The sequence below is a fragment of the Mycobacterium sp. 852002-51163_SCH5372311 genome (assembly GCF_001667115.1).
GTDB lineage: Bacteria > Actinomycetota > Actinomycetes > Mycobacteriales > Mycobacteriaceae > Mycobacterium.
On record NZ_LZIJ01000049.1, the window covers coordinates 106,529 to 118,133 of the forward strand.

Here is an 11,605-nt window from a genome sequence, read left to right on the forward strand (position 1 = left end):
GTACCCTCAGGAAGTCCAATGGAGGCGTGCCAGAGCGGCCGAATGGGGCTCACTGCTAATGAGTTGTCCCCCTTCAAGGGGACCGGAGGTTCAAATCCTCTCGCCTCCGCCACGCAGCACAACTGAAGACATGCGCCCGTAGCTCAACGGATAGAGCATCTGACTACGGATCAGAAGGTTGGGAGTTCGAATCTCTTCGGGCGCGCTCACCGCGAGCTTGGCTAGCTTTGCCGCCGCGGCTGGAGGCACCCGGCGAGTTCGATATCGCCTACCGTCGAAGCAACCCGCTACGGCGGGCACTACGACCCCGCACGGCTTCCCAGATCGCGATGAGGACGACGGCAACACCTACGCCGATGAAGAAGGGAATCCAGGCGATTCCACCGTTGGCATTGTGGTATCCGAAGTAGCTAGCCACCCAAGAGCCGATCAACCCGCCTAGGGCGCCGAGCGCAATCGTCATGATCATGCCGATGTCTTGCTTACCGGGCATGACGAGACGCGCCACCAAACCGATAACCGCGCCCACGACGATGGCGAGGATTATTGTCCCAATCATTGCAACTCCTGTCGGTAACGGCGCCCCCGATGGGCTCCATCTTCGACATACGGGTTCCCTGAACCGAACGCTTGTAACACACAAGTTGATTAGTGCGGGCTTTGCGGGGTACGCGCCTGGTAGGTCTTACCTACTCACCTTCGGAGTTTGCTATGCGAATGACCATAGCTGTCACCGCGGCGACGGGGACGCTCTTGTTCGGCGGGGCACTTGTCAACCCTCCTCCGCCGACACCGGCGTCGCCATCGTCGACTACCACAATCGCCGACAATCACGCCGACAACCGCAGTGACAACCGCGAGTTGTGGGGGCTGGCCGGGCTTGCTGGGCTGCTCGGGCTCGCCGGACTGGCGCGCCGACGCAATGGACCCACCGTGGGAGCAGGAACTGCGGCGCCGGACACTCGCGGCCCATCCCCAACGGCTTAGTTCGGCGGCCGGCCGGAAAGCGGCGTGGCGGAGCGCCAACCTGCAGCTCAAGTCCCCGTCTCGATCAGCCCCAACGCTCGTTCGAACAGCTGCACCGTGGCCGCGTGAAGTTGGTCGCCAACCTCTTTCTCGGCCTTGCCCGCACACGCGCGGGCCAGCGTCCCCTCGATCACGATGCCGAGCTTGAAGCAGGCCAGCACGGTGTACCAGGTCATCTGGGAAAGGTCGCGAGTGGTGTTCACGGCATATCGCTGTAGCAGGTCGTCGGTGCTCGCCAGCCCCTCCTGCGTGCCCAGAAAGTGGCTGAAAACCGACGACCCGTCATTCTGACGCCAGGTCGCCAACAGCCAGCCCAGATCCAGCAACGGGTCGCCGATCGTCGACATCTCCCAGTCACAGATGGCCACCACCTCCGGGCCGGTGCGGGAGAACATCACATTGGCCGCGTGGTAGTCACCATGCAGGATGCCGGGTTTCCACGTCTTGGGCCGATGGCTCTCCAGCCACGCGGCGACCTGATCGACGCCCGGGATCTGGGGCCCGGGGTAGCCGTCGTACTCCTGGTAGGACTCCAGTTCCGAAAGCCAGCGCGGCACTTGGCGTTCCAGGAAGCCCTCCGGTTTGCCGAAATCGGCAAGACCGACGGCGACATGGTCGACGGCCCCAAGCTTCGCCAGAGCATCGGCCATCGACAGCCCCATGCCGTACTGCACCTCTGGGTCGCCGGCATGCAGCGGCGGCAACCCTTCGCCGGCGTTGAATCCGTCGATCGGCTCCATCAGATAGAACACGGCATCGCCCAGCACGCCGGGATCATCGCAGGCGGCGATCAGGTGCGGGTGCGGCACGTCGGAGCCGGCCAGCGCGGCGAGCACCTTGGTTTCCCGCAGGATCACGCTATTGCTGCGGGGTCGCAAATGCCGCGGCCCGCGGCGGAGTACATAGGAGCGCCCGGACCGGTTGAAGCGCAACATGACGTTCTGGGTTCCGCCGGTAACCGCCGAGACGTCGGTCAGCGGACCCTCGCCCAACCCCTGCTCGGACATCCAGTCCGCAACGGCTTTCAGGTCTACGGGTTCCACGCGGCTCAACCCTTGGCCCGCGGGGTGTACCGCACGGTCTGCGCCCAGATCATCCCGTCGCGGAACACAAACGTGTCGACGCCGTCCTCAACCCGGTTCGCCGCCGAATCGGCGGACCACTCGAGGAAAAGCACGTCGCCTTCCAGTACCTGAGTCTTCAAGTCCCACGCCGCATTGGGCAGATCGTCGAGCAGCTTGACGAACACCTTTCGAATGTCGTCCTTGCCGCGCGCCACACCTGACGAGGTGATCACCATCGAGTCGTCGGCGTAGTCGGCGACGATCTCGTCGAGGTCGCCCGCGGCGAGCGCCTGGCCGTGGTGGGCGAATATTTGCTGCGGCGTACGAGTCATGGTGCTCCTCGACCTCTCGAAACCTGGTGATCGTTCTGGGAAAAAGCGTAGGGCACCCCCGGCAGGCGGCTGGAACCTCCAACGAGGACAACGATGCTGGAAGAATAGTTTGCGAAACTGACGTTCTGTTGGGGTGGCTAGGGAGGCTTGGGCGAATGCCGCGCACGGACAACGATTCCTGGGACATCACGCACAGTGTCGGCGCCACCGCATTGGGCGTCGCTGCGGCTCGCGCCGCCGAGACCGCGAGCGACGACCCGCTCATCAACGACCCCTTCGCACGGGTGTTTGTGGAGGCAGCCGGCGACGGGATGTGGAGCTTGTACTTGAACCCGGCGCTGCTGGCCGAAACGTCCGACATAGAGCCCGACGTGCGGGCACGACTACGGCTGATGGTCGATTTCATGGCCACACGTACAGCGTTTTTCGACGAGTTCTTCCTGGGCGCGGCCGACGCCGGTGTTCGCCAGGTCGTGATTCTGGCGTCCGGCCTGGACGCGCGGGCCTGGCGGCTGCCGTGGCCCGAGGGCACCGTCGTCTACGAGCTGGACCAGCCCAAGGTGCTGGAATTCAAATCCGCCACGCTGCACGATCACGGCGCACAACCGACGGCACAATTGGTGAACGTGCCGATAGACCTCCGCCAGGACTGGCCGAAAGCTTTGCAAGAAGCTGGGTTTGACGCATCACGGCCGGCTGCGTGGTCGGCTGAGGGGTTGGTGCGGTATCTGCCGGCGCAGGCCCAAGATCTTTTGTTCGAGCGCGTACATGCCCTCAGTTCGGACGGCAGTTGGCTGGCCTCCAACGTTCCCGCCGAAGGATTCACCGCTCCCGAGCGAGTGGAGCGCCAACGCGAGGAGATGCGCCGCATGAGGGCGGCGGCCGCGAAACTGGTCGACGCGGAGATTACGGATTTCGACGACCTGTGGTACGCCGAAGAACGCACACCCGTCGCCGACTGGCTGCGTCAACACGGCTGGGACACATCGGCGGCGACCTTACCCGAGCTGATGGCGCGCTACGGCCGCAGCATTCCGCACGGTGCCGAGGACTCAATGCCCCCAACGCTTTTCGTGTCCGCGCAGCGACGCGACGACGACGGCGGCGCCGGGTATCGTCGCGGCAATGGCTGACCGCCCCGCCCGGGTTGACGACGTGCATCGGATCGCCGCGTCGATGCCACACGTCACGCGCCTGGAAGGCCCGAAGGGCAACGCCATTTATCAGGTGGGCGGTAAGTCGTTCGTGTTCTTCCGAACTCCCCAGCCCGACGCAACCGACCCGGTCACCGGCGAACGCTATGCCGACGTGATCATGCTCTGGGTGGAGTCGGAGAGCGACAAATTGGCGCTGGTTCAAGACCCTGATTCGCCGTTCTTCACCACCGGCCATTTCGACGGGCACCCTTCCGTTCTGGTGCGCGCGAGCCGGCTCAAGGAAATCGGCAAGGCCGAATTGACCGAGTTGGTTCAGGACGCCTGGTTGTCGCGGGCATCGAAGAAACGTGCCGCCGCCTGGCTGGCCCAACAGCGGTAGCGCCTATGTCCGACAAAGTGCAACAGCTCAGTCTAAGAAGATGTTTAGACATCGGGCCAACGGGTATCGCTAGTGCCACGGGATTTAATCTCGGACACAACGGAGGTCACTATGCGAGGCCGCGGAATTATTGGTGCGATTGTCGTAGTGTGGCTGCTCATCGGCGTATTCGCGGCGTGGCAGCGTCACTACTTCGAGAATGGGCCAACTAACTGCGCCTCAGCGGCTTCCATCGCAACAACGGTGATTGCGGGACCATTGAATTACAAACTCAATCCAGCAGTCCATTGTGATGTGCCGCCGGTGAATGTGCCGCAGCCCAAGCAATAAGTGAACCCTCTATCCCTCTCAAACAAAGGAAGTTGACCATGATCGCACTTGGTGTCGTCTTGATCATTCTGGGACTTGTGTTCCCTACGCTCCATATTCTGTGGACACTCGGCATCGTGTTGCTGGTAATCGGTGCGATCTTGTGGATCATGGGATCTGTAGGTCGCCCGGTCGCCGGCAGGCGGTACTGGTACTAAGTCCACGCAAACGGAGCGGGTGGAAGCCGCGTGACTGCTTCGGCAGTCACGCGGTTTTTCACAGTTCACCCAAAGGAATGCCATAGCGTCGGCCCAGACGTATACGGATACTTGAACCTGTGTCGTATCCCCGAACGGCGGTTGAGCGCGTCGTCATGTGCCGTGCCGACGGCAACCCGATCAACGTGCTGGTAGTCGACGACGAACCCGTTCTCGCCGAAATGGTGTCGATGGCGCTGCGATACGAGGGCTGGAACATCGCCACCGCAGGCGACGGATTGTCCGCGATAGCCGCGGCCCGCGCCCAGCGGCCTGACGTGGTGGTTCTCGACGTCATGCTGCCAGACATGAGCGGCCTCGAGGTACTGCACAAACTGCGTGAGGAGATTCCGCAGTTGCCGGTGCTGCTGTTGACCGCAAAGGACGCGGTCGAAGATCGCATCGCCGGGCTGACCGCAGGCGGTGATGACTACGTCACCAAGCCGTTCAGCATCGAGGAGGTCGTGCTGCGGCTGCGGGCATTGCTGCGGCGCACCGGGGTGACCACCGTCGACAGCGGTGCCCAACTGGTAGTAGGCGACCTGGTCCTCGATGAGGACAGCCACGAGGTGACGCGCGCGGGCGAACCGATCTCGTTGACGTCCACCGAGTTCGAACTGCTGCGGTTCATGATGCGCAACTCCAAGCGGGTGCTGAGCAAGGCGCAGATCCTGGACCGGGTGTGGAGCTATGACTTCGGCGGCCGGTCGAACATCGTCGAGTTGTATATCTCCTACCTGCGCAAGAAGATCGACAGCGGTCGCGAACCCATGATCCACACGCTGCGCGGCGCGGGCTATGTCCTTAAGCCGGCCCGCTAGAGCTCCGCGAGTCTGGTCGCTCCGCTTCCGGCTGCTGGTCGGACAGGTGGTGGTGCTGGCCGTCGTATGCGTGGGAATCACCGCGGTGACGGAGCTGGCGCTGCGGCACCACCTGCTGAAGCAACTCGACCAGCAACTCGGCGGCACCTCCTACCGGTCGGCCTTGATGTACCCGGAACCGCCGCACCGGCACGAGCATTACGTCAGGCCGGGTCCGGGCCCCAGATTCCTCGATGCGCCGGGCCAGCCGGCGGGCATGGTGGCGGCGGTGGTCAGCAAGGGCATGACGGTCGACGCCGGTTACCTGACCAGTACCGGTTCCCGCGCCGCATTGACCCCGACCGCGCAGGACCAGCTGCAGCGGATCGCCGGTAGCCGCCGACCGGTGACGGTGGACCTCGACGGGCTGGGGCGGTACCGCGTCGTGGCCGCGCCCAGCCGCAGCGGCGGCGACATCATCGTGACCGGTCTGTCGATGTCCAACATCGACGCCACGATGTTGCGGATGCTGGTGATCTTCGCGATCGTCACCCTGGTCGCGCTGATCGCCGCGACTACCGCGGGCATCGTCATCATCAGGCGCGCGCTGGCGCCGCTGCGCCGGGTCGCCCAAACCGCGAGCAGGGTTGCCGATCTGCCGCTGGACCGCGGCGAGGTCGAACTCCCGGTGCGGGTCTCGGAGTCCGACGCGAACCCTTATACCGAGGTGGGTCAACTCGGTTCGGCCCTGAACCGGATGCTCGACCACATCGCCTCCGCGCTGTCGGCGCGGCAGGCAAGTGAGACCCGGGTGCGTCAGTTCGTGGCAGACGCCAGCCATGAGCTGCGCACACCCCTGGCCGCGATCCGCGGCTACACCGAACTCACTCAGCGGATGGGTGATGATCCCGAAGCGGTGGCGCATGCGATGAGCCGGGTGGCGTCCGAGACCGAGCGGGTAACGCGCCTCGTCGAGGATCTGCTGCTGCTGGCCCGTCTGGACTCCGGCCGGCCGCTGGAACGCGAACCGGTAGACCTTTCCCGGCTGGCGGTCGACGCAGTCAGCGACGCGCACGTGGCCGGACCGGATCACCAGTGGGAGCTTGATCTGCCCGAAGAACCGGTGGTGGTGCCCGGCGACGCGGCCCGGCTGCATCAGGTGGTGACGAACCTGCTCGCCAACGCCCGCATCCACACGGGCGCCGGTACCGTCGTCACGACGCGGTTGAGCACCGAACCGGCGCACAGCGTCCTTCAGGTGATCGACAACGGGCCCGGTATTCCGGAGGCACTGCAGTCAGAGGTTTTCGAGCGGTTTGCGCGTGGCGATTCCTCGCGGTCGCGCAAGGGCGGCAGCACCGGCCTCGGTCTTGCGATCGCTTCCGCGGTCGTCAAGGCGCACCACGGGACGATCACCGTCCGGAGTTCCCCCGGCCACACCGAGTTCACGGTCCGGTTGCCCCTCAACGGGTTTCAACCGCCGGTTGGCGCCTGAATCAGGGGCATGTGACATCGATTTCGAACGGCTTCTTCACCGGCGCCGTCGGATTGGCCATGTCAACTCCGGTGGCGGTCCCAGTGATCTTGTAACTGTTGCCGTTCTTGGTGGCCGAAGCGTCGCCCTGGCCCATGCCCGATGAATATGCCAGTGTCACGCCGTTGACATTGCCCAGCCCAACGGATTTCACCACGGGAGGGGTCGCGTCGGTGACGACGGCGGCGACGCCGGCCGACGCGCCGCCGATCGAGATGTTGACGTTGCCGGCCGATGTCATGCAGACGACCGTGCCGCTGACGTTCTGGTCGACGCCGTCGATGAGCACCTTCGCGGCCCCGGCACCGCCGCCGGGGGCAACCGATGGGGCGCTCCACGGTTTCGTGGACGGCGGAGCGGTCTGGATGCCGAATGATTCCGCTGTCGGGGGCTCCGAAGCTGTTGGGGACGACCTCTTCTGGCCGAATTTGCTCGTTACGAAAAAGCCGACGACGACTGCGACCACGACGACAAGTGCTATCGCACCGCCGATTAGCGCGATCGCGACACTCCGATTGCTCTTCGCACTGCTCGCCGGGACGTACGGGGCCGGCCACAGCGGCGGAAGCGGGTTCGCGAACCTCTCGGGAGCGACGGTGTTCGGGCGAAAGGCGGCCGCGTCGTGACCGTGCTCTGTCGGCTGGAACGTCGCTTGCCGCGTCATCTGAGGCGACGGCGTGCCCGGTGCCGGCCGGGGATTCGGGACGGTAATCGCATCTCGCGCGGCGGTTGCCAACTCGATTGTGGTGGGATACCGCACGTTTGGGTTCTTGGCCATTCCCCTGGCAATCACCGCGTCCAGTTGCGCGGGCACGTTCGATCGGCTCGATGGTTGGGGCGGTGGTTCCGTAAGGTGCGCGGCCACTTGGCTTTCCAAGGAGTCGCCGCGGAAAGGACGGCTCCCGGTGAGGCACTCATAGAGCACGCACGCCAGCGCATAGATGTCGGCGCGGGCGTCGGCCTCCTGGGCCTGCAAGCGCTCCGGTGCCATGTAATGCAGGCTGCCGATCATGTTCCCGGTGCCGGTCAAGCCCGTCTGATCGGCGCCGCGAGCGATACCGAAATCAATCAGATAGGCGAAATCGTCGTCGTCAACCAGAATGTTGGACGGCTTGACGTCACGGTGGACCAGGCCGACCTTATGGGCGGCCTGCAACGCTTTCGCCACCTGCTCGATGATCCGCACCGCCCGCGCCGGCTCCAACGGGCCGGCAGAGAGCACGTCCTGAAGATCACGGCCCTCGACCAACCGCATGTCCACATACAGCTGGCCGTCGATTTCGCCGTAGTTGTGAATCGGAATTATGTGCGGATTGTTCAGTTGCGCTGCGGCTTCGGCTTCCCGCCGGAACCGCTGCACAAAGGAGCTGTCCCCGGCGAGATGCGCGGGAAGCAGTTTGATCGCCACGGTGCGGTTGTTGGCCTCCGTGTCGAGCGCCCGCCACACCTCGCCCATGCCGCCACGGCCGAGCAACTCGATCAGCCGGTACCGGCCGAACGGCGTACCGCGTTCGGTGGGCGGAAGATTCGAGGGCTCTGAATTGCCGGTGCTGTTGACTTCGTCGACGGAATCACCGGCGTCTTTTGCTGCAGAGCTGCCGGGTCCGTCGTGCACGGTTTTCTCCACCGTTAAGACGCCCTCAGGGCGTCTGATCCCATCGATGTTGACGTTGAGCTTACGGGGCGGTTGCCACTCGACGGGTGGCAACCGCACCGTATCGTCGCCGAGCTAGGGCTGATTGCCCGGCTTCTCCTCGGGCCGTGCCGGCCCGCATCGTCGCCGAGCTAGGGGCAAGTCACGTCGATTTCGAACGGCTTCTTCACCGGCGTCATCGGATTGGCCACGTCAACGCCAGTGGCATTCCCGGTGATCTTGTACTTGTTGCCGTCTTTGGTGGCCTTCGCGTCGCCCTGTCCGGAGCCGGCCGCGTATGCCAGCGCCACACCGTTGACGCTGCCGAGACCGACGGATTTCACCTCGGGCGGGTTGGCGTCGGTAACCAGAGCATTGATGCCGCTGCCGGCCCCACCGATCGTGATGCTGACATCGGCGCCGACTTTTGCGCACACGACCGAGCCGCCGCTGACGTTCTGGTCCTTACCGTCGATGGTGACCTTCGTGCCGGCGGTCCCGCCGGCGGCTGCCGAGGTGGGACCCGTGGATGCGCCCCCGGAGGTTCCGCCGCCACCCGAACTCGACTTGTTGCCCGAACACCCCGAAAGACCCACCACCAGAACTGCCGCTCCAGTCACCGCAACCGTCAGCCCACGCTTCACCTGTTCTCCTTTGCCCGACCCTGCGGTCCGCGGACAGTGCGGACCGTCTCGGAAGTATGCGGGTTAACTGCACAGAAGTTCTAGGTTCTTCGAGAAATTATTTACGTCTTCGTAGAGACGGCATCCGCTGAGCTGGTCCTTTCCGCTGAGGCGCGGTAATGGCAAGGTATTGGCGGTGGACCAGAAACCCCCTACCGATGTCATCGCGTCGGCCCATAGCGAACACGCTCTGCCGTTCGAGGACACGACGGATTTTGACAATGCCGATCGTGGATACATTGCTGCCTTGACCCCGTGCGTCGTCAAAGCGGCCGACGGACGAGTCGTATGGGACAACGACGTGTACTCGTTTCTCGACGGCCCCGCGCCGACTTCGGTGCACCCAAGCCTGTGGCGCCAGTCCACGCTGACGGCCCGGCAAGGGCTCTACGAAGTGGTGCCGGGCATCTATCAGGTACGCGGGCTCGACATTTCGAACATGACCTTTGTCGAGGGCGATACGGGGATCATCGTCATCGACCCGTTGGTCAGCACCGAGGTAGCCGCCGCGGCACTCGGGTTGTATCGGACCCACCGGGGGGCCGACCGTCCGGTTGTCGCGGTGATCTACACCCACAGTCACGTCGACCATTTCGGCGGGGTGCTGGGCGTCACCTCGGAGGCCGATGTCGATTCGGGTGCGGTGGCAGTGCTGGCGCCCGAAGGGTTCACTGCTCATGCCGTCCAGGAAAACGTCTACGCGGGACCGGCGATGACGCGCCGCGCGACCTACATGTATGGCTCGCAGCTGGCCCCCGGACCGCAGGGACAGGTGGGCTGCGGCCTCGGCCAGATCCCGTCGACCGGCGAGGTGGCCATCATCGTCCCGACCGTCGACATCCGGGAAACCGGGGAGACGCACACCATCGACGGCGTGCAGATCGAGTTCCAAATGGCGCCCGGCACCGAGGCGCCCGCCGAAATGCACTTCTACTTCCCACGTTTCCGCGCATTGTGCATGGCGGAGAATGCCACTCATAACCTGCATAACCTGCTGACCCTGCGGGGCGCGCTGGTGCGCGATCCGCATGCCTGGTCGGGCTACCTCACCGAGGCCATAGACACTTTCGCCGACCGCACCGATGTCGTGTTTGCGTCGCATCATTGGCCGACATGGGGGCGGGAGAACATCGTCAAATTTCTTTCACTGCAACGCGATTTGTACGCCTACCTGCACGACCAGACGCTACGGCTGCTGAACCAGGGGTATACCGGAGTGGAGATCGCCGAAATATTCCAGATGCCACCGGCTTTGGAGCAGGCGTGGCATAGCCGGGGCTACTACGGCTCGGTCAGCCACAACGTGAAGGCGGTCTACCAGCGCTATATGGGCTGGTTCGACGGCAACCCCGGCCGGCTGTGGCCGCATCCTCCGGAGGCGCTGGGCGGACGCTATGTCGCAGCGCTCGGCGGGATCGAGCGCGTCGTCGAGCTTGCCCAGACCGCCTTCGATTCCGGCGATTTCCGTTGGGCCGCGACGCTGCTAGACCACGCCGTCTTCGCCGACGCCCAGCATGCCGGTGCGCGAGCTCTCTACGCCGACACGCTGGAACAGCTGGCTTACGGCGCCGAGAACGCGACGTGGCGCAACTTCTTCTTGTCCGGAGCGACTGAACTGCGCGACGGCAACTTCGGTACCGCGGCTCAAATCACCTCGCCGACACTGCTTTCCCAGCTCACGCCGGAGCAGATCTTCGACAGCCTGGCTATCCGGGTCAATGGACCCCGCAGCTGGGATCTCGATATCACCATCGACGTCACTTTTGCGGATTCGGCTGCCAACTATCGGCTGGCGCTGCGCAACGGCGTGCTCGTCTACCGCAAGGTTGCAGCAGAGCCCGCAACGGCGGCCCTTACAGTCAAGTTGGACAGCAAGTTTCGATTATTGACGGCTTCGGTTGGCGACTTCAGCTCGCCAGGTCTGGAGCTCTACGGCGACCCGACGGCGCTGCAGACGCTGCTGGGTGCACTAGATCAGCCGGACCCGAATTTCAACATCGTCACGCCGTAGTCAGGTATTGCGGGTCGGCAAGCGAGTGCTGGCGAAGGTGGCGCAGCGCGAGTCACATCCGCCACTCCAGTCCCCGGAGGGGGACATATGTCTCTTTGTCCGACTCACAGCGACAACTCCTGCCGCGTCGGGGGTTTTGCGAAGTTGCCGTGTTGGCCGCAACGGGAGTTGGCGTGGGTCGGCGGATCGCCAGCCCGCGGCGTTCGGTATGGCGGCATTCGGTGGATATTGCCAGCATTCGGTGTGACAGAGTTCGGTGTGAACACACGGCGTTCGGTGTGAACACACGGCTTTCGGTGTGAGTATAGGGCTTTCGGTGTGAGCGTAGGGCGGGAGTCGGGCGGGCGAATTCAAGGGATGACCGCAACACCTGAGTGAAGGGGTGTTGTGTCATGGGTCGGGTTCAGGTTTCTGTGGCTC

General features: G+C 64.2%; 13 protein-coding genes and 2 tRNA genes. 10 read left to right on the forward strand and 5 right to left on the reverse strand.

From position 1 onward, the window contains the following. The first annotated feature begins 20 nt into the window (after window positions 1-20). Both A5791_RS06135 and A5791_RS06140 read left to right on the forward strand, forming a co-directional pair. Window positions 21-112, forward strand: a tRNA-Ser gene (locus A5791_RS06135). A gap of 20 nt (window positions 113-132) precedes the next feature. Further along, a tRNA-Arg gene (locus tag A5791_RS06140) sits at window positions 133-205 on the forward strand. Window positions 206-268: 63 nt separating this feature from the next. Here A5791_RS06140 and A5791_RS06145 read toward each other — a convergent pair. Beyond that, window positions 269-559 (reverse strand): GlsB/YeaQ/YmgE family stress response membrane protein, encoded by a 291-nt coding sequence (locus A5791_RS06145; protein ID WP_067232776.1) that lies wholly within the window; start codon window positions 557-559, stop codon window positions 269-271. A gap of 158 nt (window positions 560-717) precedes the next feature. On the opposite strand from A5791_RS06145, the gene A5791_RS25845 reads away from it, so the two are divergent. Next, on the forward strand, window positions 718-987 hold the full coding sequence (locus A5791_RS25845; protein WP_197504611.1) for a WGxxGxxG family protein: 270 nt from the start codon (window positions 718-720) through the stop codon (window positions 985-987). Window positions 988-1,034: 47 nt separating this feature from the next. Here the strand turns inward: A5791_RS25845 and A5791_RS06150 are convergent, their stop codons facing one another. Continuing rightward, entirely contained in the window at window positions 1,035-2,033 is a 999-nt protein-coding gene (locus A5791_RS06150) for a phosphotransferase family protein (protein WP_082966776.1), read from the reverse strand. 41 nt (window positions 2,034-2,074) lie between these two features. Beyond that, a complete protein-coding gene (locus tag A5791_RS06155; RefSeq protein ID WP_067232782.1) occupies window positions 2,075-2,422 on the reverse strand; it encodes a nuclear transport factor 2 family protein in 348 nt (115 codons plus the stop codon). A 155-nt stretch (window positions 2,423-2,577) separates the two neighbouring features. Here A5791_RS06155 and A5791_RS06160 point away from each other — a divergent pair, with 155 nt between their 5' ends. The 6 genes from A5791_RS06160 to A5791_RS06175 all read left to right on the forward strand — a co-directional run bounded on the left by A5791_RS06160 (window position 2,578) and on the right by A5791_RS06175 (window position 6,819). Next, a complete protein-coding gene (locus A5791_RS06160) occupies window positions 2,578-3,555 on the forward strand; it encodes a class I SAM-dependent methyltransferase (RefSeq protein ID WP_067232785.1) in 978 nt (325 codons plus the stop codon). Further along, window positions 3,548-3,958, forward strand: a complete 411-nt coding sequence (locus A5791_RS06165) for an MmcQ/YjbR family DNA-binding protein (protein ID WP_067232788.1) — start codon at window positions 3,548-3,550, stop codon at window positions 3,956-3,958. Before A5791_RS06160 ends, A5791_RS06165 begins: the two co-directional genes overlap by 8 nt. A gap of 111 nt (window positions 3,959-4,069) precedes the next feature. Then, complete coding sequence (locus A5791_RS27065) at window positions 4,070-4,288, forward strand: hypothetical protein (protein WP_067374428.1); 219 nt, start codon at window positions 4,070-4,072, stop codon at window positions 4,286-4,288. A 38-nt stretch (window positions 4,289-4,326) separates the two neighbouring features. Beyond that, window positions 4,327-4,485, forward strand: a complete 159-nt coding sequence (locus tag A5791_RS27070) for a DUF6131 family protein (protein WP_231995815.1) — start codon at window positions 4,327-4,329, stop codon at window positions 4,483-4,485. A 155-nt stretch (window positions 4,486-4,640) separates the two neighbouring features. Then, a complete protein-coding gene (locus tag A5791_RS06170) occupies window positions 4,641-5,345 on the forward strand; it encodes a response regulator transcription factor (protein WP_067232792.1) in 705 nt (234 codons plus the stop codon). After that, window positions 5,323-6,819 carry a cell wall metabolism sensor histidine kinase WalK gene (locus A5791_RS06175; protein WP_067232795.1) on the forward strand — a complete coding sequence of 499 codons (1,497 nt, stop codon included), beginning with the start codon at window positions 5,323-5,325 and terminating at the stop codon, window positions 6,817-6,819. The genes A5791_RS06170 and A5791_RS06175 overlap by 23 nt, the downstream gene beginning before the upstream one ends. 1 nt (window position 6,820) lies before the next feature. Here the strand turns inward: A5791_RS06175 and A5791_RS27075 are convergent, their stop codons facing one another. Then, complete coding sequence (locus tag A5791_RS27075; protein ID WP_156661029.1) at window positions 6,821-8,473, reverse strand: lipoprotein LpqH; 1,653 nt, start codon at window positions 8,471-8,473, stop codon at window positions 6,821-6,823. A 170-nt stretch (window positions 8,474-8,643) separates the two neighbouring features. Further along, the gene (locus A5791_RS06185; protein ID WP_067232799.1) at window positions 8,644-9,135 is read right to left on the reverse strand and encodes a lipoprotein LpqH; all 492 of its coding nucleotides are present in this window, start codon (window positions 9,133-9,135) and stop codon (window positions 8,644-8,646) included. Between the two features lie 175 nt (window positions 9,136-9,310). Here A5791_RS06185 and A5791_RS06190 point away from each other — a divergent pair, with 175 nt between their 5' ends. Continuing rightward, entirely contained in the window at window positions 9,311-11,185 is a 1,875-nt protein-coding gene (locus tag A5791_RS06190) for an alkyl/aryl-sulfatase (RefSeq protein ID WP_067232804.1), read from the forward strand. Window positions 11,186-11,605: the final 420 nt, after the last annotated feature.